This window comes from Actinoplanes sp. NPDC049548 (genome assembly GCF_040676695.1).
Classification (GTDB): Bacteria; Actinomycetota; Actinomycetes; order Mycobacteriales; family Micromonosporaceae; genus Actinoplanes.
On record NZ_JBFAPM010000033.1, the window covers coordinates 1 to 17,985 of the forward strand.

At 69.6% G+C, this 17,985-nt stretch carries 21 protein-coding genes and 1 tRNA gene; 12 read left to right on the forward strand and 10 right to left on the reverse strand.

Annotated elements, in window-relative coordinates; translation table 11 throughout:
* Positions 1-176: 176 nt before the first annotated feature.
* From AB0J80_RS36275 to AB0J80_RS36285, 3 genes are all read right to left on the reverse strand, one after another.
* Positions 177-1,073 (reverse strand): hypothetical protein, encoded by an 897-nt coding sequence (locus AB0J80_RS36275; protein ID WP_364714107.1) that lies wholly within the window; start codon positions 1,071-1,073, stop codon positions 177-179.
* A 5-nt stretch (positions 1,074-1,078) separates the two neighbouring features.
* Complete coding sequence (locus tag AB0J80_RS36280; protein WP_364714108.1) at positions 1,079-2,014, reverse strand: hypothetical protein; 936 nt, start codon at positions 2,012-2,014, stop codon at positions 1,079-1,081.
* An 82-nt stretch (positions 2,015-2,096) separates the two neighbouring features.
* A complete protein-coding gene (locus tag AB0J80_RS36285) occupies positions 2,097-2,429 on the reverse strand; it encodes a hypothetical protein (protein ID WP_364714110.1) in 333 nt (110 codons plus the stop codon).
* A gap of 71 nt (positions 2,430-2,500) precedes the next feature.
* Between AB0J80_RS36285 and AB0J80_RS36290 the strand changes: the two genes are divergently transcribed.
* Positions 2,501-3,250, forward strand: a complete 750-nt coding sequence (locus AB0J80_RS36290) for an HAD hydrolase-like protein (protein WP_364714111.1) — start codon at positions 2,501-2,503, stop codon at positions 3,248-3,250.
* Here AB0J80_RS36290 and AB0J80_RS36295 read toward each other — a convergent pair.
* A complete protein-coding gene (locus tag AB0J80_RS36295) occupies positions 3,243-3,914 on the reverse strand; it encodes a DUF305 domain-containing protein (RefSeq protein WP_364714112.1) in 672 nt (223 codons plus the stop codon). The genes AB0J80_RS36290 and AB0J80_RS36295 overlap by 8 nt on opposite strands.
* 120 nt (positions 3,915-4,034) lie before the next feature.
* On the opposite strand from AB0J80_RS36295, the gene AB0J80_RS36300 reads away from it, so the two are divergent.
* From AB0J80_RS36300 to AB0J80_RS36315, 4 genes are all read left to right on the forward strand, one after another.
* The gene (locus AB0J80_RS36300) at positions 4,035-5,474 is read left to right on the forward strand and encodes a hypothetical protein (RefSeq protein ID WP_364714113.1); all 1,440 of its coding nucleotides are present in this window, start codon (positions 4,035-4,037) and stop codon (positions 5,472-5,474) included.
* Positions 5,475-5,616: 142 nt separating this feature from the next.
* On the forward strand, positions 5,617-6,126 hold the full coding sequence (locus tag AB0J80_RS36305) for a class I SAM-dependent methyltransferase (protein WP_364714183.1): 510 nt from the start codon (positions 5,617-5,619) through the stop codon (positions 6,124-6,126).
* Positions 6,127-6,253: 127 nt separating this feature from the next.
* Positions 6,254-6,700 carry a hypothetical protein gene (locus AB0J80_RS36310; RefSeq protein ID WP_364714115.1) on the forward strand — a complete coding sequence of 149 codons (447 nt, stop codon included), beginning with the start codon at positions 6,254-6,256 and terminating at the stop codon, positions 6,698-6,700.
* Positions 6,697-7,161, forward strand: a complete 465-nt coding sequence (locus AB0J80_RS36315) for a hypothetical protein (RefSeq protein ID WP_364714117.1) — start codon at positions 6,697-6,699, stop codon at positions 7,159-7,161. The genes AB0J80_RS36310 and AB0J80_RS36315 overlap by 4 nt, the downstream gene beginning before the upstream one ends.
* A gap of 13 nt (positions 7,162-7,174) precedes the next feature.
* Here the strand turns inward: AB0J80_RS36315 and AB0J80_RS36320 are convergent, their stop codons facing one another.
* Positions 7,175-7,993: a M15 family metallopeptidase gene (locus AB0J80_RS36320; protein ID WP_364714119.1), complete on the reverse strand. Its 819-nt coding sequence runs from the start codon at positions 7,991-7,993 to the stop codon at positions 7,175-7,177.
* A 451-nt stretch (positions 7,994-8,444) separates the two neighbouring features.
* Between AB0J80_RS36320 and AB0J80_RS36325 the strand changes: the two genes are divergently transcribed.
* Genes AB0J80_RS36325 through AB0J80_RS36335 form a run of 3 tightly spaced genes read left to right on the forward strand, consistent with a single transcriptional unit; the run spans position 8,445 to position 9,969 of the window.
* A complete protein-coding gene (locus AB0J80_RS36325) occupies positions 8,445-8,678 on the forward strand; it encodes a helix-turn-helix transcriptional regulator (RefSeq protein ID WP_364714121.1) in 234 nt (77 codons plus the stop codon).
* A gap of 23 nt (positions 8,679-8,701) precedes the next feature.
* Positions 8,702-9,799, forward strand: coding sequence for a helix-turn-helix transcriptional regulator (locus AB0J80_RS36330; protein ID WP_364714122.1), 1,098 nt, complete (start codon positions 8,702-8,704; stop codon positions 9,797-9,799).
* A gap of 32 nt (positions 9,800-9,831) precedes the next feature.
* A complete protein-coding gene (locus AB0J80_RS36335) occupies positions 9,832-9,969 on the forward strand; it encodes a hypothetical protein (RefSeq protein ID WP_364714124.1) in 138 nt (45 codons plus the stop codon).
* A 54-nt stretch (positions 9,970-10,023) separates the two neighbouring features.
* On the opposite strand, the gene AB0J80_RS36340 is transcribed toward AB0J80_RS36335, so the two are convergent.
* Positions 10,024-12,225 (reverse strand): carbohydrate-binding protein, encoded by a 2,202-nt coding sequence (locus AB0J80_RS36340; protein ID WP_364714125.1) that lies wholly within the window; start codon positions 12,223-12,225, stop codon positions 10,024-10,026.
* Positions 12,226-12,340: 115 nt separating this feature from the next.
* On the opposite strand from AB0J80_RS36340, the gene AB0J80_RS36345 reads away from it, so the two are divergent.
* From AB0J80_RS36345 to AB0J80_RS36360, 4 genes are all read left to right on the forward strand, one after another.
* Positions 12,341-12,910 carry a dienelactone hydrolase family protein gene (locus AB0J80_RS36345; RefSeq protein ID WP_364714127.1) on the forward strand — a complete coding sequence of 190 codons (570 nt, stop codon included), beginning with the start codon at positions 12,341-12,343 and terminating at the stop codon, positions 12,908-12,910.
* Positions 12,911-13,014: 104 nt separating this feature from the next.
* Entirely contained in the window at positions 13,015-13,482 is a 468-nt protein-coding gene (locus tag AB0J80_RS36350; RefSeq protein ID WP_364714129.1) for a hypothetical protein, read from the forward strand.
* Positions 13,483-13,589: 107 nt separating this feature from the next.
* A tRNA-Tyr gene (locus AB0J80_RS36355) sits at positions 13,590-13,670 on the forward strand.
* Between the two features lie 17 nt (positions 13,671-13,687).
* A complete protein-coding gene (locus tag AB0J80_RS36360; RefSeq protein WP_364714130.1) occupies positions 13,688-14,071 on the forward strand; it encodes an ArsC/Spx/MgsR family protein in 384 nt (127 codons plus the stop codon).
* A 14-nt stretch (positions 14,072-14,085) separates the two neighbouring features.
* Here the strand turns inward: AB0J80_RS36360 and hxsC are convergent, their stop codons facing one another.
* Genes hxsC through AB0J80_RS36380 form a run of 4 tightly spaced genes read right to left on the reverse strand, consistent with a single transcriptional unit; the run spans position 14,086 to position 17,782 of the window.
* A complete protein-coding gene (gene hxsC, locus AB0J80_RS36365) occupies positions 14,086-15,213 on the reverse strand; it encodes a His-Xaa-Ser system radical SAM maturase HxsC (RefSeq protein WP_364714132.1) in 1,128 nt (375 codons plus the stop codon).
* Positions 15,210-16,655: a His-Xaa-Ser system radical SAM maturase HxsB gene (gene hxsB, locus AB0J80_RS36370; RefSeq protein ID WP_364714134.1), complete on the reverse strand. Its 1,446-nt coding sequence runs from the start codon at positions 16,653-16,655 to the stop codon at positions 15,210-15,212. The genes hxsC and hxsB overlap by 4 nt, the downstream gene beginning before the upstream one ends.
* Positions 16,652-16,960, reverse strand: a complete 309-nt coding sequence (gene hxsD / locus AB0J80_RS36375; RefSeq protein WP_364714136.1) for a His-Xaa-Ser system protein HxsD — start codon at positions 16,958-16,960, stop codon at positions 16,652-16,654. The genes hxsB and hxsD overlap by 4 nt, the downstream gene beginning before the upstream one ends.
* 21 nt (positions 16,961-16,981) lie before the next feature.
* Complete coding sequence (locus AB0J80_RS36380) at positions 16,982-17,782, reverse strand: hypothetical protein (RefSeq protein ID WP_364714138.1); 801 nt, start codon at positions 17,780-17,782, stop codon at positions 16,982-16,984.
* Positions 17,783-17,985 lie beyond the last annotated feature (203 nt).

The following is a 17,985-nucleotide window of genomic DNA, read 5'->3' on the forward strand; positions in this document are numbered from 1 at the left end:
CCACCCGATACGACAAGACCAGCACGTCGTTCCAGGCCACCGTCACCATCGCCGCGTTGCTGCAATGGCTATGACCCTTTGGCGACACTGCCTAGTGGCCTCCTCTACGGGTCGCTCCCTAGGGGGATGTGCAGCACTCCTGACCTGCCCTCCGCGTTCGGCTTCGGTTGCAGGTCCTAAGCGGCGGCGCGCGCGATGATCGCCTCGGCGTAGTGGGCGCACTCCGCCGGGAAGAGTGGGAAGAACTTCACCGGCGCCACCATCTCGACCTCGAGCAGCAGCAGGCCCGACGGCGAGGCCGGGTCGATGATGAAGTCGAGGCGCACCGACAGGGGCTCGTTGACCAGCAGGGTGCGCAGCTCGGCGTACGCCTGCCGGATCACCCGTTCCTGTTGGGCGGTGAAACCGGGGTAGGGCTGTGGGTCCGGGTGGAACGCGCGCTCCCGGTCGCCCGGGCGCAGGATCGCCGCCTTGGTGACCGCGTGCGAGATGGAGCCGTCGAGCGTGACGACGCCGAGCTCCCGGTGGGTGTCGATGGCCGCGATGTACGGCTGGACGATCGCGGGGCCGACCTCGCGCAGGTAGGCGGTGAGCGCGGGCAGCTCCTCCGCGGCGAACTCGCGGGCGCCGAGGGTGCCGCCGGCGGCGATGGGCTTGGCGACCAGCGTGGGTCGCGCCGGGTCCACCGACCGGAAGAGATCGCGCAGCGTGCCGGGATCCGGCTTCTCGACCAGCGTCGTGGGCACGATCGGTACGCCGGCCTCGCCGAGCCGGCACAGATACCGCTTGTTCGACCCGAGCGCGATCGCGTCCAGCGGGTTGAGCAGGCGCGTGCCGTCGAGCTCGCGCGCCCACAGCCACTCGTCGAAGGCGGACAGGCGGGTCCACATGCTCCACGGCGACTGGAGCACCACCGCGTCGTAGCCGGCCCACTCCACGCGTTCGCCGCCGTCCCAGGTGACGATCTCCGGCGTCGCGCCGCGGGCCCGCAGCTCCCCGGCCACCAGCGCGCTGTCGGTGTCCCGCCAGCGCGGGTCCGGGAAGGCGCGGGAGGTGACCAGGGCGATCCGCATGGTGGTCAGCGCGCCCCGGCGATCCGCGGGCGTCCGCCGGTCGGCTGCGCCCAGGACGGCAGCTCACGGCGTACCTCCTGGGTCACCACCGCCTGGGTGCTGTCGGACTGCATGAGAACAGGCTGCGTCGTGGCCGCCTCGATCGCGACCCGGGGTGCCTCTTCGGGCACGGCACTGAGCACGACCTTGTCCCGCTCGGCCCGGTCGAGCAGCGCGCGGGCGGCCTCGGGCAGTGCCTGCCGGGCGGCGTCGGCCACGGCCTGGGCGGCCATGACCTCGGTGCGCAGCGTCCGCACCGCGGCGGTCGCCACGTCGGCGGCCTTCCAGGCGGCGTCCTCGGCGTCCAGTGCCTTCTGGTACGCGGTGAAGCGGTGAGCGGCCGCCGCCCGGGCGAGCACGAGCTCCTGCTCCACGGGGTGGAGCGTGGCGTCCCACCCGTTGCGGTGGGTCAGCGCGTCCAGCAGCTGGGTGTCGGAGAGGTCGCCGCGGCGGTAGGCGGCCTGGGCGGCCCGGCGCAGCGCCTGCACCCGCTCCGCATGGTCAACGTCCACCGGCTCCGGCGTCGCGTACGCGGCGGCCCGACGGGCCCGCTCGAGGGCGGCGTCGGTGTTCTGCCACGCCTGCCAGGCCTGCTCCACCACGGCCTGCGCCTGCTGGCACTCCTCGCGCCGGCGCTCGGCGGTGGCGGCGGCGCCCCGGGCCGCCACGGCGATCTCCTCGGCGTACCGAATGGTCTCCTGGGCCTCGGCGGCCCGGCGCCGCAGATCGGCCTGCTTCTGGGCGGCCGACTGGGCGAGCCAGGCGGTGATCTGCCGCGGGCGGCGCACGCCGCTCGGCAGGGCGAGCGCGCCCAGGGCGACGACGGCCAGCACGATCAACGTCAGCCAGATGACCGCCACCCGGCCGCTGTCGTCGACGAGAAGCTCCAACGCGAATCCCATGTCCAGTCCCTTTTCCACCAACGAGCGCCAGTAATCGATCCACCCCGATCCGCGGTGCGGAGCGGGGGTCTGCCGGTTGCGATCAGGCGGTGGTGGGAGGTGCCCGCGGACCGCCGGCGAAGCCGCTGACCTGGCTGGTCAGGCGGGCCGGCGCGGTGGCTGGGAGCGGTGGGACGGCGACGGTGGCCGGACGCGCGGTGGGGGCGTCCGGCGGCAGCGGTGCCGAGGCGGTATGGGTGACGGGGGCGACGGCCGTGGGCGCGACGACCGAGGACACGACCGGAACGGGCGCGGGCTCAACGGCCGAGACGGTGGCACCGGCCCCGCCGAGCAGGGCCACGAAGAGGGAGGCGACGAGCGACAGCCGCGTTCGCCGCAGCACACCCCGCACATCCACACCGGACAACCTATCCAAGGAGGTGAGGGTGATGCACCTCCCGGACAGCGGATCGTGATCGATGCAATAGCACCTGTCATGATCGACTGATGGCCCTGGTCCTGGTGGATCTCGACGGCACCATGTACGACCGCGGCGTCGCCGTCCCCGGCGCGGCGCCCGCCGTGCTGTCCCTGCGCCGCAGCGGTCACGTGGTCCGCTACTTCACGAACACCGACTCGCAGTCCGAGGCGAGCATGCTGACCCGCGTCCGGGAGCGGGGCGTGCCCGCCGGACCGGGGGACGTCTTCACGCCGGTCCTCGCCGCCCGGCGCGTGCTCGCGGCCGCGGCGGAACCTCGTGCGCTCCTGCTCGCCAACGACCGCGTCCGTGGTGACCTCGCGCCGTACTGTGCGACGGACGGAGACCGGATCACCCACGTGGTGATCGGGGACTGTCACGAGGAGCTGACCTACGGCCTCCTGGACGCCGCCTTCCGGGCCGTCCGGGCCGGCGCGGAGCTCATCGCCCTCCAGCTCGGGCGGTATTCCCGGGGCGTTGACGGCGACCATCTCGATACCGGCGCGATCGTCGCCGCGGTCGAGTACGCCGCCGAGACCCGGGCGCGCCTCCTCGGCAAGCCGAGCGTCGAGTTCCTGCGCCTGGCCGCGGGGGATGCCGACGAGGTGTGGGTGGTCGGCGACGACCGGACGACGGACATCGCCATGGCGAACGAGGCCGGCGCGCGCTCCGTTCAGGTCCGCACCGGCAAGTACGCCGACCAGCGGGACCGCGGCGACCTGCCCCGTGCCGCCCATGTGATCGCCTCGGTGGCAGAGCTGCCGGAGCTGCTCACGTGATCCGCAGCTGCTCCATCCGCCGGATCTCACTGCCCTGTTCGACGGCCATCTCGTTGGCCAGCTCGCGCAGCTGCTGATCACTGCCGCCGCCCAGCACGTCGCCGGCCATCCGGATGGCGCCGCGGTGGTGGGCGCTCATCATCGTCACGAACCTGCGGTCGAAGGCCGTACCGGTGAGTGCGGCGAGCGCCGTCATGTCGGCGTCGGACTGCATGCCGGGCATCGTGCGGTGGTCGTGCGCGGGGTCGCTCGCCGGTAGCTTGCGGTCCCGCAGCCAGGCGCGCATCCACGCCACCTCGGGTGCCTGGGCAGCGCCGATGCGGTCCGCCAGGGCCTTCAGCTCGGGACTGGCAGCCCGGCCGGCGGCGAGCTTCGCCATCTCGATCGCCTGTCCGTGGTGGACGATCATCATCTGGACGAAGGTGGTGTCGATCGAGTTGTACGTCGAGCCGTCCGGCGCCCGTACCCGGTCGGAATCCGTCACCACCGCCGGCTCGCCCGGCTTGCCGGGCAGGACGACGCGTTGCGGAGACGCGGAAACGGCCGTGGCGCGCGGTGCCGCAGCCGATCCGCCCCCACCGGAGCGTGCGGCGAACGCCGCGCCTCCGGCGGCCAGCACCACCACCGCGGCGGCGACCAGCGTCGTTGCCTTCTGCCGGTTCATCGATTCCCTTCCCTACTTCCCCGGTTCAGTGCCGGAGCACTAATGTAGCGACGATGGTGAATGCGTACCGAAAGTGACATCACCCTGCCCCTCGGTGCGCGGAAAGCCGGAAGGAGCTCCATGAAGCACTCTGCCCCACGAGGGCGGCAGTTCAAGCGCCTGGCCTCCGTGACCGCGGCGGCGGTCGTCGTCGGGCTCCTGGCGGCGCCGGCCAGCGGAGCGGCGCATGCCCCGGCCGACCCCGGCACACCGCCCGGTGTCGACGAGGTCGCCAGCACGCCGAATATCAACCAGGTCGCGTACCTGCCGAAGACGGGCCCGTTCAGCACGTCGTTCAACACCGACTGGGCCTTCCAGGGCCGGTACGCGTACGGCGGCAACTACAACGGCTTCACGGTCTACGACATCACCGACCCGAAGGCCCCCGCCGTCGCGGCCCAGGTCCTCTGCCCCGGCTCCCAGAACGACGTCTCCGTCAGCGGCAACCTGCTGTTCCTCGGTACGGACTCGCAGCGGACGAACGACTCGTGCGACAACACGGGTTCGACGGCCACCGCACCCGGCGACCGCTGGGAAGGCATCAAGATCTTCGACATCAGCGACCCGCTGACACCGCGGTACCTGAAGTCGGTCAAGACCACGTGCGGCTCGCACACCCAGACGCTCGTGCCGGGCAAGGCCGGCGACAACTCGGTCTACATCTACGTGTCGTCGTACAACCTCGCCGCGGCCGACCAGCCCAACTGCCCGCTGCCGCACGACAAGATCTCGATCGTGCGGGTGCCCCGGGCCGACCCGGCCGCCGCCGCGGTCGTCGCCACGCCTGTGCTCTTCCCGGACGGCGGATACCCCGGCGGGCCCGCCGGCCAGTCGCCGACGACCGGGTGCCACGACATCACGGCGTACCCGGAGAAGGACATCGCCGCGGGCGCCTGCATGGGCGACGGCGTGCTGTTCGACATCTCGGTCCGCTCCGCCCCGCGGGTGATCACCACCGTCCGCGACACCGAGAACTTCGCCTTCTGGCACTCGGCGACCTTCAACAACAGCGCCACCAAGGTGGTCTTCACCGACGAGCTCGGCGGCGGCGGCATGGCGACCTGCAACCCGCAGATCGGCCCGAACCGCGGCGCGGACGCCGTCTACGACATCGTGGGCCGTGGCGCCGACCGCAGGCTGGAGTTCCGCAGCTACTTCAAGATCCCGCGGACCAACACCGACACCGAGAACTGCGTCGCGCACAACGGCTCGCTGATCCCTGTGCCGGGCCGCGACATCATGGTGCAGGCCTGGTACCAGGGTGGCGTCTCGGTCTGGGACTTCACCGACTCGCGGGCCCCCAAGGAGATCGCCTACTGGGAGCGCGGCCCGATCTCGGCCACCCAGTTCGTCCTCGGCGGCTCCTGGTCGGCGTACTGGTACAACGGCTTCATCTACTCCAACGACATCACCAAGGGCGTGGACGTCCTCGAGCTCAAGGACATCCGCACCAACCTGGCGCGCCGCGCCCGTACGGACGAGTTCAACGCGCAGTCCCAGGACAACTACCGTCACTGGTGACGACTCACTTCACAGGCCCGGTCCCTCCGCGGGGCCGGGCCTGTCCACGTCTGGCAGGGTGCGAGACGTGGACAACCTTTGGCTGCAGAAGCTCGCGGAGAACCCCGGCCACTCCCGCTGGTACATCGACCGGTTCCGGACCATGGCCGCGCAGGGAGCCGACCTGGCCGGCGAGGCCCGCCTGATCGACGCGATGGTCCCGCGCGGCTCCCGGATCCTCGACGCGGGCTGCGGCACCGGCCGGGTGGGCGGCCACCTGGCAGCGGCGGGCCACGACGTGACCGGCGTCGACCTCGACCCCGAGCTCATCGCGGCGGCCCGGGAGGATCACCCGGGCATCCGGTGGCTGGTCGGCGACCTGGTGGAACTGGACCTGCCGCAACGGTTCGACGTGATCGTCTCCGCCGGCAACGTCATGACCTTCGTGGCGCCCGGCACCCGGGCCGAGATCCTGCGCCGGCTACGGGCCCACCTGGCCGACGGCGGCCGGGTGGTGATCGGCTTCGGCGCGGGCCGCGGGTACGCCTTCGACGACTTCCTCGACGACGCGGCCGGCGCCGGTCTGCAGCCGGCGGTCCTGCTGGGAACGTGGGACCTGCGCCCGTTCACCGAGGGTTCCGACTTCCTGGTCGCCATCCTGGAGCCGCGCTGAGCAGCGGCCCCGCGTCCGATTGCCGACAGGTGAATCCCCGGCGATCCAGCCTGGCCCTCGTCGGCCGCCGCCTAGCCTTTCCTCCATCGCCTCATACCAACCCGAACGGTCTCACGAGGAGTGGATCATGGCGGATTCCCGAACGATCAACACCGGCGGCGGCTGGTACACCGAGGGCGGCACTGTCCACCACACCTCGATCAACAACGGGACCTACCACCACGGCGACTACGCCGGCCGCGACCTTCACCACACCACGACCGCGGATCTGGCCTCGGTGTTCGCCGAAGCCAGGCGCAGGATCGACACCCTGGCCGACGACGATCTCGACACGGGCCTGCTGCACGCGTCCGTCGACCAGATCGAGGCGGAGGTCGCCAGGGGCAACGACGGCGACTCGCAGGTGATCGGCCGAACCCTGCGTACGCTGGCCGGGCTGGTGCCCGATGTCGCTGCGGCCCTCGCCACGGGTCTCGTGGACCCGACCGCCGGTGTGGCCCTCGCGGCGCGAGCGGCCGCCGAGCGGGTGGCCGGCTTGTTCGGTCAGCGGCAGGGATCGGACGTGTCGCGATGACCGGACCGGACCGGCGCAGGATCGACACCGGTGGCGGCTGGTACACCGAAGGCGGAACCGTCAACTACACGCGCTCGGACCAGCGCAACCACTACGGCAACACCGTCAACACCGGAGGCGGCCCGTACGTCGGCCGCGACAACTTCCGAGTCGACACGCGCGGAGGCGACTACGTCGGTCGTGACAACTACCGGTTCGAGGACGGCCGGCCGTACTACCACACCCTCCGGACTCCCGGCCGATTCTGCGTGGCGCTCGGATCGACCGCGCTGATCGCCGGCTTCGCCATGATCGCCTATGTGGTGTACCTCGTCATCGAGCAGGTGGCCTCGCAGGCAGGCGACGGCGTCCCGGCCCCGCCGGACGTGGAGTGGAAGCCATGGGTGCCGCTGGGCGGCGCTCTCTTCCTGGCGGGCATCTTCCTCAACGCCGTCGGCAGCATGATCGGTCGCAGGCGATAGACAGCCCTGGTCATCAACGATCAGTGGTGCTGAAGTGCATGTAGTCCTTGAGGGTGCGCCAGCGTCCACCCCAGTGCAGCCCGTTCGCCGTGAACGCTCGGACGGCGCCGCCCGCGTGCATCATGCCGCGCCGGTACGGGCTGCGGGCCAGGAAGTCCACGCCGGCTCTCGGGTCGATGTAGGTGCCTCGGATCATCGGGTTCTGCACCGGGTTGACGTCGATGGCCAGCCCGTACGCGTGTTGCGACAGCGTCTTGCTCCCGGCCACCTTCCGGCAGCTGTAGCCCGACGTCACCGTCGCCATGTCCGTGATCCACGGGGCGTTGAGGGACATCGGGCTCATGCCCATGATGCGGAAGCGCATCCGGTAGAGCGTGAGGAAGGCCCGTTGCACCGGGCGGGCGATCGCCTTGTGGACGACGATGCTGCCGCTGCGGGCGACGCCGTAGAAGTCGATGTACGTCACCCAGACCTTGCGGAGGTCGGCGGGGAGGACCGGGCACTTCTTCTTCGGGTCCCAGTTGACCGCGGCCGGTGTCACCTGTTCCACCCGGGAGCGCCAGCCGGTCAGGGTGGTCTGCGGCTTCGCGACGTGCAGCACGCCGTCCACGCTGGGCTGGTTCGGCTTCCTGATGCCGTTCCAGGCGCGCAGCTGGGCGGGGGTGATGTGGTACACCGCGGCGATCTTCTTGATCGTCTCGCCCGGCCGCACCACGTGGTACGGCGGTGTGGTCGACGCCGGGGACGCCGGTGCGCCGGGTGTGGCGCGGGCCGGGGCGACGGCGGAGAACGGGACGATCAGGGCGGCGAGGAACACGAGGACCTTCTTCATTCCCACCATTACGCACCAGACCACCATGATCATGGTCAGGAATCGGTAAAACGGGCGGACCGGTTCCGACGTCCCCCGTCTGAACGTCGGAGCCGGTCCGCCCGGTCCGTCCTACCCGGTGCTCGTGGCGGCGGGGTGCTTCGTCCCTCGCACGGTCCCTGCCCTTCCTGACGGGCCGGGCCGCGCGTCCGGTGACAGCGTTGCGGAACCTTCTGCGCTCGGTGCTCGCCGGCCGGGCGTGGAGCCGGGTCCGGCGTGCGATGCCAGATTGCTGAGCTTTCGGTGGGTAGGTCAACGGACGACCGTTGCGCGGACGCAAATTTGCGGGATCCAGAAGCGTACGGGTGCCGTTTTCCGCAACGGCATGCCGCAAATCCGGCAGGTATGGACCGCCGGCGCGGGGCTGTGGTTGCATGCCGCCGTGCCGCCACACCCGAACGGAGCTGCAGCTTTGCCGAAGATCACCCTGTCCGACCGCGAGCGTGAGCTGGTGGCCCTGCTCGCCCAGGGACACACCGACGTGTCCGCGGCCGCACAGCTCGGGATCAGCGCGCGGTCCGTGACCAACATCCTGCGCAGCCTCATGGACCGGCTCGGCGTGGACAACCGCTTCCAGCTCGGGCTCGCGCTGGGGTTCCTCCGCAAGGCCAACGTTCCGGGTCCGTCCGTCGGAAGCGACGATTGACGCCGTAGATGAGAATCAATGGAGTGACGACCACTCCGGTCCCTCTCGGCGCCGCCGTACCCTCCCTGGTCCGCTGGGGACTGACGAGCGACGCCGATCTCGTCTTCCGTACCCTCGTGACGTTCGGCCCCAGGACCGAGCGCACCCTGGCCGTCGAGCTGGGGCTGCCCGGCCGCCGGACCGCCGAGGCACTCGCCGAGCTGCGCGAGGCCGGGGCGGCGGTGTCCACGGATGACAGTCGCACCACGACACGCATCTGGACCGCCCGGCGCCCGGCCGCCGTGGTGTCGATGCTCAGGTCGCGCCGGCTGCGTCTCGTGGACGGGCGGACGAAGGCGACCTCGCACCACGGAGTGGTGCACGCCCTGCGGAGCTCCGCCGCCGGCGCCGCCCTGCCCCTGGGCGTCTTCCCCGGCCTGGGCGGCACCTTCGCCGACGACATGCGGTACCTGGTGAGCCGCGAGCAGACCCGTCACCGCCTCGGCGAGGTGCTCCGCGGGCCGGTCCGCGAGGTCCTCTCGATGAGCAATGAGCAGGTCATCGACGCGACCTCCGCACGCGCCGCGGCACCGCTGGACATGGAGCTGTACGAGCGCGGCGTCACCCTGCGCGTGCTCGCCATGCCGCCGGCCGACGGCGACTCCCTGGACGTCAGTGGCCATCTCATCAACGGCACCACATTCCAGCGCCGCGAGGCCGACGAGGTGCCGCTGAAGCTGCTGCTCATCGACCGGCGGACGGCGCTCTTCCCCGCCGACCCGCAGGACCTGGAGCGCGGCTACCTCGAGGTGAGCCGTACGCCTGTGGTGCAGGCGCTGTGCGGCCTCTTCGATCGCCGCTGGGCGGCCGCGGCGGTCACGCAGCAGCCCACCGTCGCGCCGATCGTCCTGTCCGACCGGGAGCGGGCGCTGATCACCCTGCTCGCCGCCGGCCACACCGATCACACCGCCGCGGAGCGCATGCGGATAAGCGCTCGCTCGATCACCGGCATCATGCGTAGCCTCATGGACCGTCTCGGCGTGGAGAACCGGTTCCAGCTGGGGCTGGCGCTCGGCTCGTTGCGGGTCGTCGCGCCACCCTCCCTCTCGTCCGAAGTCGACATTCTCGATCCGGAGTCCTGATGTCTTCCCGGTTGCTCGTAACCCTTGTCGCAGTGTTCACGGCCCTGGCGCTCGTCTTCGCGGCGTACGCAGGTGCCGCCCGGCCCGCCGGGGACAACCCGAACCCGGTCGTCGCCGTGGTCTCGCCGCCGCCGGACGACCCGAACGGCACCTGCGTCGTCTGTGTGTAGACCCCTTCTGCCGGTCATGACGGCCTCGGCCATGCATGACCGGCAGGGCGGGTCCTAGCTGGACAGGCGGAAGTAGTCGAGGTTGAAGCCGCCGGTCTCGCAGTAGACGGTCACGAGCTGGTCGCCCGCGGCCAGGTCGACCGTCGCGTGCACCGACTGGTAGGTGCCCCAGCCGCCGGTGTCCGGCACCGACGTCTTGGCCAGGACGGCTCCCGCCGCATCCCGGAAGGACACCGCGTCCGTGGCGACCGCGCCCGTGCCGTTGGCCACCCGCAGTTCCAGGTCGTAGGTGCCGGCCTTCGCCACGTCGATCCGGTACGTCAGCCAGTTGCCGGGCGCGGTCCAGCCGACGTTGCGGCCACCGCTGGCGGACGGGTTGTTCTCGACGAAGTTCGGCCCGCCGTCGGTCCAGCCGTGCTGCCCGGTGTACGCCTCGGCCTCGACCTTCACCCCGATCGGCGCGCCCTTCGGCACCACCGTGACGTGCACGGTGACCTCGTCGCGGGCCCTGCCGTCGGTGACGTAGAAGGTCAGGTCCTGGGTGCCTGCCGTCGTCGGGTGCAGCGTCACCAGCCCGGTCGCCGCGTCGACGGTGACGCCCTCGGGCAGGTCGACGGCGTAGTAGGCGAGCCGGTCGCGGTCCCGGTCGGTCGCCGTCAGCCGCACCTGCGCGGTGCCGTACTGGTCGGCGGTCACGTCGGCGACGTTCCGCAGGACCGGTGCATGGTTGCGCCTGGGCGGCACGTGAGCCGTCCACCGGTACGTGGCGTATGAGCCGGCCGGGACCTTCGCCACGAACGAACGGCCGGCGAGCACTACGCGTACCGTCGAATCGGTGGTGTTGGTGTTGCCCAGGATCGCCACATAGTCGTTGCCGTCGCGGTAGACGACGTTGCTCACCCCGGCGGTGGCCGCGCTGGACTCGACCCGCACGTGCCGCGGGGTCAGGTAGCGCGCGAACTGGCCCATGGCGTACAGCTCGTCGCGTACGGTGAAATCGCGGGTCGTGGTGTTGACCTTGACCAGGCGGTTCGGCCACTTGGTGGTGCGGCCGACCTCCTCCCAGTCCACATTGTTGTCCCGCTTGTCGGTCCAGTGCAGCGTGCCGCCGTCCTGGTCGGTCGTCTGCGCCCACATGATGTAGGAGCTGGCGTCCAGCCGGAAGAAGCTCAGGATGGTCGCGGGGTTGAGATCGCTGGTCTCGGTCATGTGTACGGGCTTGCGGTACTGCTCGTAGGCCTCGCGCATGACGGCCGGGTCACCCCAGTACGGGTGGAACGCGATGCCGTCCGCCGCCGCGAGCGCCTTCGGGTCGTCGAAGATCCGGTAGTAGTTCTTGGTCTCGGTGCTGTTCGGGTCGCGCCAGTCCCAGAAGTTGAAGTCGTGCACGTAGAGGCTGGTCCGTAACCGGGCGGCGGCCAGCTCCCGCTTGATCGCCACGGCGAGCTTCTGCTGCTGCGCGACGCTGATGTCCATGGCCGGGTAGACCACGTCCATCCCGGGCTCGTTGAGCAGGGTCAGGGCGTCGATCCGGATGCCGTGCCGGGCGTACGCCTGCAGATACTTCACGTAGTAGCGGGCGAAGACGTCGATGCAGTCGTCCCGCAGCTTCCCGGCCTGGTAGTACGCGGTGGTGCTGCCCGGCAGCAGGGCCACCTGCCCGGTGAACTGGTTGTTGGTCTTCATCCACGCGGGCGCGCTCCACGCCGAGGCGAAGAACGTCGCCCGCGGGTTGTAGCGCTGGATCAGCTTGACGGTGTCGACGATGTGCAGGTCGACGTCGCGCTTGATGGAGAAGTGCTTAAGCCCGAAGTCCTCGGTCACCCCGGCGGGCAGCTCGTCGTAGGACCAGAACGGCAGGTGCTCGATCAGGTCCGGGCTGCCGATGGTGAGCCGGAACCGGTCCAGCCCGGCGCCGGATCGCGGATCGACCAGCAGCCGGATCGCCTCCTCCCGCTTGGCGGGCGTCAGCTTCCACAGGTTGGAAACACTGGTCTCGTCGATCGAGAACCCGATGCCGGCGTACCGCTGCCGCACCTGGCTGGGATCCACGACGACGGTCGCATCGGTGGGGGAGCCGGCATCGCTGCCGACGTACGTGGTGGGCAGCGGCTGCCAAGCCTTGGCAGCGCCGGCCGAGTATGTCCCGGTGACGGGCTGGCCGCGATGGGTCGCCGCGGCGGGTCCGGCGGGGCTGAGCACAGCCGCGGCAGCCGTGGTCAGAACCGCCAGCGCCGCGGTCAGAGAGCGCCTCACAGAGCCTCCTAGAAGGTATCGACGGGTGCCGACGTGGTGAAGCCTCGCTATTGCCGACCCTTAAGTCAAGGTGCAAAAAAACTGATCACCGGGTCGGCTGCGGCATGATCGAGGCATGGCTGACGTGCTGCTCTACCACCACGCGCAGGGCCTGACCCCGGGCGTCCAGGCCTTCGCCGGCACCCTGCGGCAGGCGGGTCACACGGTTCACGTCCCGGACCTCTACGAGGGCCGGACCTTCACCACCCTCGACGAGGGAGTCGCTTACGCCCGGCAGACCGGCTTCAGCACGATCGCCGACCGGGGTACGGCCGCAGCAGCCGACCTGCCACAGAACCTCGTGTACGCGGGCTTCTCCCTCGGAGTGCTGCCGGCGCAGCAACTCGCCCAGACCAGGCCCGGCGCGCGCGGAGCCCTGCTCTTCCACGCCTGCTTCCCGCCGTCGGAGTTCGGCGGCCCGTGGCCCTCGGACGTGCCGGTGCAGATCCACGGGATGGACGGCGACGAGGAGTTCGCCGGATCGGGAGACCTGGACGCGGCCCGCGAGCTCGCGGCATCCACCCCGGCGGCGTCGTTGTTCGTCTACCCGGGCGACCAGCATCTGTTCGCGGACAGCAGCCTGCCGTCGTACGACCCACAGGCCGCGGCGCTGCTGACCGAGCGGGTGCTGACCTTCTTGCGCTGATCCGATCTCCAGGATTCGTGCCACCGTTCACGACGTGCTGACACGGTCGCCCACGGAGCGACGAGCATGGGCCGGCGTCGGACCCCATCGACTTGGAGAATCCCGTGCGGACCCAGCGTTGCACCGTGCTCGTCGGCGTACTGGCCGCAGGCCTGCTGCTCACCCAGCAGGCCTGCACCGCGACAGGCCGCAAGGTGAGCCGCCCGGTCGCCTTCACCGCCCCCGCCTCCCTGTTGACGGGCGAACGCCGGGTGACCATCCAACCGGTCCCAGGAGCGGCGGTCAGCATCGGCGGCAGCGACCGCTTCATCCTCACCCCGACGGGCGACAAGTACCTGATCAAGACATCCTCGGCGTCGTGCCTGCTGGCCGGCGCGCGCACCGTGACCACATCCCCCTGCGACCCGGCCCGCGCCGGCCAGCTCTTCACCATCACCCCGCAAGGCCCCTCCACGTACGCGATCAGCAACCAGGGTGCGTACCTGCAGGTGACCTCCGGTGGGGAGCTCGTCGTCGAGGGGCCGCTGAAGACGACGTTCACTCTCATCGACGAGGGCCCGGCGCGTGGCTAAATCGCTGGCGAGGCGGTCGGGGATCACGGAGACTCTCGTCGTGCTCTATTACGTCGATCGCGGCCACTAAGCGCAGCTCTCCCTGCGTCGCGGCCGTTTCTCCCCGAGCGGTAGCGCCGACGCTGGAGAGTCGGGCCTGCCTGTAAAGCAGGTGCATTGCTGAGAGGGTTCGAATCCCTCCTACCGCACTGGAGGATCGGGCATCATGGCGAGCGTGGAAATCTGGGTCAATCCCGAGTGCTCGAAGTGCCACGCCGCGACAGAGATGCTCGACGAGGCGGGTGCGTCGTACACGGTGCGCCGCTACCTCGACGAACCGCCCACCCGCGCCGAACTGGAAACCGTCTTGGCGCGGTTGGAGCTGCAGCCTTGGCACATCGCCCGGCTCGGCGAGCCCGCCGCGGTGGCACTGGGTATGGACTCGTGGCCTCGGGACGAGGACAACCGGTCGCGATGGATCGATGCGCTCCTCCAGGAACCCGTGCTGATCCAGCGTCCGATCATCACCACCGACGACGGGGGAGCGGCCGTCGTCCGCACGCCAGAGGCCATCCGCGCGATCCTGCCTAGCGCAAGGTCCGCTGAGTAGCCGTCAACCGCAGATCAGGCGACCAGAACGGGTGTGATGTGGTCGCTGCTGCGGTGCTTCGCCGACGAGGTGAACAGGCCACCGCAACGGTGCCGCACGGAGCAGGGTTTGCAGGCCGGCAGGTACTCGTTCTTCCAATCGCTGATGGAACGGACCGCGAGCGACCACACCCGGCGGTCCAGGACGCAGAGCTGGTGGTTGTAGATGTCGGTGCGTACTCCGGCGTGCCTGAGGAGTAACGCCGCTTCGGCCAGACCCGCTCGGTAGTCGTGTGGGTCGATCCACACCTCGTCCAGGTTGGCGCGGGCCAGGCCGGTCATTTCCAGCCCCATGAGGGCGACCTTCTCCACGAACGGCAGATTGCGGGCGATGAACTCGGCGATCTCCACGATCGCCGGCGCGGTGTGCTTCTGCAACACGACCCGGATCTCGATCCGTTGCCTGTGCCGGCCGAGCGCGAGGATGCCTTTGATCGTCTCGTCGAACGCGCCGCGGGCCTGGACCACGAAGTCGTGCAGGGACGGCTCGGCGCCGAACACCGGGATGCCGATCATCAGACGCGGGTTGCCGATGGTCGCGTACTCTGCGGCGAAAGCGGGGTCGGCGAAGCGACGCCCGTTCGAGAGCAGGTGGACTTCGGTGCTGGGCAGACATTCGGTGGTGGTCCGGAGTAACGAGACCAGCCCGCTGCCGTACAAGGTGGGCTCGCCACCCGTGAAACCCAGCTCTACGGCGGTCGGCGGCAGCATGCGGACGAGTGAGGCGGCTCGGCGCAGAAGCCGGGAGTCGTCGCGGTCCTTCGGCGGTTGCGAGCACATCAGGCAATAGTTGTCGCAGCGCTCGGTGAGCAACACGCTGTTGTGCGGGACCCGGGATCGCCAGATCGCCTCCACCTGCGTACCGGTGGGGGAGACGGCGATGATGTCGCCGGCGCTCAGATAGTCCAGCTGCGGTGGCAGCACGATGGCGTTGAGCCCCGGGCTGTCAGAGGACCGCCGGACGTTCAGCGTGGATGCCGTGCCGGACGAACCGATGACTGCTTCGTCCGGGGCAACCGCAGGACCCTCGACGAGGCGGAACAACTCGCGGCTCAGTGGCTCGGCAAGGGTGGCGGAAAGTGTACGGCCGCGCAATGCAATCATCGGGCGGCCCACCTGCGGAACAGTTCCCGCGCCCGCGGATCGGAAGAGTAGCGGTCGAGGAGGTACCGGAAGACTGCGGTGTTGCGGCGGCAGAACGCGGACTCGGGTTTGCGGCCGAGATAGTCGCCGGCGGTCGCGTGGTGAAACACCGGATCGGCGCCGCACCAGCGCTCGAATGCGCAGTCCGAGCACTGCGGGGCACTTCCCGTGAACGATTCCTCGAGCGGGTCCAGCAGCGCCGCGCCGGTCATCAACGTCTCGTACGAATCGTGGGCGAGGTGGCCGAGCCGGAACGTGGTGTCGCCGTTCTCGGCCAGCATCCGTCCCTCGTCGGAGGCGTACACGGCGCCGTCGTAGTTGTAGACCAGCGCGCCGATGCCGATTCCGGCCGGTGAGGTGAGGTCGACGTAGCCAGGATTCGCGTTGGTCAGCATCTTCTTGAGGACGAGCGCCGAGTACGTCTCCACGACTGGGATTCCTCGCGCGTTGAGGTCGAGGATGTAGTCCATGCCCTCGGTGTAGAAGTCGATCCACGAGCTCATGTCGTAGCCGTTGCGCTGCCGGGGGCGTAAGGCGAACCCATACGGCGAGACCGGGCGCAGAAACACGTCGCGGAAATCGTGCTCCAGGTACGTGTCGATGATCTCCCGTACACGACCGAGGCTTGCCGCAGTCGTGGTCATCAGCGCGCTGACCCGGTGGTCGCCGAGCCGCTTCCGGATGCGTTCGATGCCGGCCAGCGCACGTTCCCAGCTGTCGCGGCCGGGCCGGGGACGATTACGGTCGTGCAGATCCCGCGGGCCGTCCAGGGAGGTCGAGAAGTAGACGTCGTGCTCGTCCGCGAAGTCCAGCACATCGTCGTCCAGCAGAGCGAGGTTCGACGCGATCACGAAGGCGAGCTGCCTTCCCTCCGTACGATTGCGTTCGGTTGCCCGGCGGACCACCAGCCGCACGATGTCCATGTTGAGGAGCGGTTCGCCGCCCTGGAATTCGAACTTCAGCTGCGGCGACGGCGAACGGAACGCGGCATCCACGGCGGCCAGCGCAGTCTCCGGAGACATGTCATATCCGGTACGGGCCGGAGTTCGCCGCGACACCTGGCAATAGCCGCAGGAGTGCTCACACCGCAGCGTCACCACGAACATGTGCAGGCCCGTGAAGTCCGCCAGCCGATGATGTTGCGTCCGATACTTCAGCGCGATCAGTTCGACGGGAAGCTCTTCACCGCGTACGCGAATGATGTGTTTGGCGCGGAGAGTGCGCAGTAGAGCCGGATCCTGGACGCGCAGTTCTGCGAGGGAGGTGAATTGGTCGCCGCTCAGGAAGACGTGCTCGCCGACCATGTTGGTGACCAGCACACGACCGTCCGCCCAGCGCTCGAAACGGAACGGCAGATGCTCCAGCGGCCCGCTCGGGCGTTCCAGGACGACGCGCTGCCTCATGCGCCGGACTCCGACAATCCCGTGCGCGAGAACGCGACCGCCAGAACGAGATTGCGGACGTCCTGCGTTTCCTCCCGGATCCGGGCGCGCAGCACCTGATCGACGATCTCCGAACGCAGATCATGCACCGCGGTGTCGAGACGTTGCGGCTCGCGGGCGTACACCTTGCAGATCAGATTGTCGCCGTCACGGCTGATCTCGACGGTGACGACATCGCTGAACCGGTACGCGGCGCGCTGCACGACGTCGGCCGGGTGAGTGGCAGCGTCCAGGCTGATTACCGCGTCGGGCTGGGAATCTGACATCTGAGGACTCCAGGGGACGAGTCAACGGCGGCCCTGCTTGCGGCGCCGGGAGGCGAAGATGGCGGCCCCGACGCCTGCGAACACGAGGAAACAGCAATACCGGCCGACCCACCCAAGGGTCGACGAGTCGCTGTCCGGGCTGGTCTGAGCGGCGAATGCCGGGGCGGCATCCTCCGTGGTGAGCGTCGTCGCAGGTGTCGTCCGCAACGGGTTGTCCGGGGTGTCCCACGGCGCCGGGTCTTCGCTCGGCGCCGGGTCTTCGCTCGGCGTTGGCAGCGGGGCGTCCTGGGCGATGGCCGGCAGCTTCATCCGCGTCGTCGGACTCTGACCCGGGTGGACCCTGGACCTGGAAGGCTCCGAATTCAAATGCGGCTTCGGTTTCGGCCGTGGCTTCGGTTTTGGTTTGGGCTTCGGTTTTGGATTCGGCTTCGGATGGGTTGTGGCCGGCGGCGGCTCGGGATCATCCGGGACGGGATCCGCCGGCACCGGATCCTGCGGAGTCGGGTCATCGGGCACACCGTCACCGCCACCGGTCGGCGGGTTCACCGACGACACATGCGACAGGTGCGAGGTGTGCGACGAGTGACCCGACACGTGCGAGGTATGCGACGAGTGTGAACTGTGCGATCCGTGCGTGGCGAACGCGACGTCGCCACCCAGCTCTGTTGTGGATACCGGCAGCGCAAGTAGCGGCTGATTCTCTTCCGACCGGCGGACCTCGACACGCACCGGCGGGGCAGGAGACGGAGCTGCTTGCGCCGGGCCGGACGGCGCCAATGCCGTCAACGCGGCCGACACCGGAACAAGGAAGGCGCGACGCACGCCGGAGACCGTAGCAGTGCCGTACCGTTAGTCCGCAATTCTCATGTTCTGACTCACTCGATGGTGAGTTCAGCCGGGACCGAAGTGGTCCGGTCGTCGTCCGATTTCGTGCGACCGTGAACAGGTCCGGGTTCCCGGATGCCTCGCGTACGGCGCGCGCTCGCGACCCGGATTCGGCAATGCGGGGATAGTCGGTGCTTCGG

Excerpts from the sequence above, each read along its gene's own strand:
- AB0J80_RS36275 (WP_364714107.1), bottom strand. The coding sequence starts at position 1,073 with ATGCGGATCGCCCTGGTCACCTCCCGCGCCTTCCCGGACCCGCGCTGG.
- AB0J80_RS36280 (WP_364714108.1), bottom strand. The coding sequence starts at position 2,014 with ATGGGATTCGCGTTGGAGCTTCTCGTCGACGACAGCGGCCGGGTGGCG.
- AB0J80_RS36290 (WP_364714111.1), top strand. The coding sequence starts at position 2,501 with ATGGCCCTGGTCCTGGTGGATCTCGACGGCACCATGTACGACCGCGGC.
- AB0J80_RS36295 (WP_364714112.1), bottom strand. The coding sequence starts at position 3,914 with ATGAACCGGCAGAAGGCAACGACGCTGGTCGCCGCCGCGGTGGTGGTG.
- AB0J80_RS36300 (WP_364714113.1), top strand. The coding sequence starts at position 4,035 with ATGAAGCACTCTGCCCCACGAGGGCGGCAGTTCAAGCGCCTGGCCTCC.
- AB0J80_RS36305 (WP_364714183.1), top strand. The coding sequence starts at position 5,617 with ATGGCCGCGCAGGGAGCCGACCTGGCCGGCGAGGCCCGCCTGATCGAC.
- AB0J80_RS36310 (WP_364714115.1), top strand. The coding sequence starts at position 6,254 with ATGGCGGATTCCCGAACGATCAACACCGGCGGCGGCTGGTACACCGAG.
- AB0J80_RS36315 (WP_364714117.1), top strand. The coding sequence starts at position 6,697 with ATGACCGGACCGGACCGGCGCAGGATCGACACCGGTGGCGGCTGGTAC.
- AB0J80_RS36320 (WP_364714119.1), bottom strand. The coding sequence starts at position 7,993 with ATGAAGAAGGTCCTCGTGTTCCTCGCCGCCCTGATCGTCCCGTTCTCC.
- AB0J80_RS36345 (WP_364714127.1), top strand. The coding sequence starts at position 12,341 with ATGGCTGACGTGCTGCTCTACCACCACGCGCAGGGCCTGACCCCGGGC.
- AB0J80_RS36360 (WP_364714130.1), top strand. The coding sequence starts at position 13,688 with ATGGCGAGCGTGGAAATCTGGGTCAATCCCGAGTGCTCGAAGTGCCAC.
- hxsC (WP_364714132.1), bottom strand. The coding sequence starts at position 15,213 with ATGATTGCATTGCGCGGCCGTACACTTTCCGCCACCCTTGCCGAGCCA.
- hxsB (WP_364714134.1), bottom strand. The coding sequence starts at position 16,655 with ATGAGGCAGCGCGTCGTCCTGGAACGCCCGAGCGGGCCGCTGGAGCAT.
- hxsD (WP_364714136.1), bottom strand. The coding sequence starts at position 16,960 with ATGTCAGATTCCCAGCCCGACGCGGTAATCAGCCTGGACGCTGCCACT.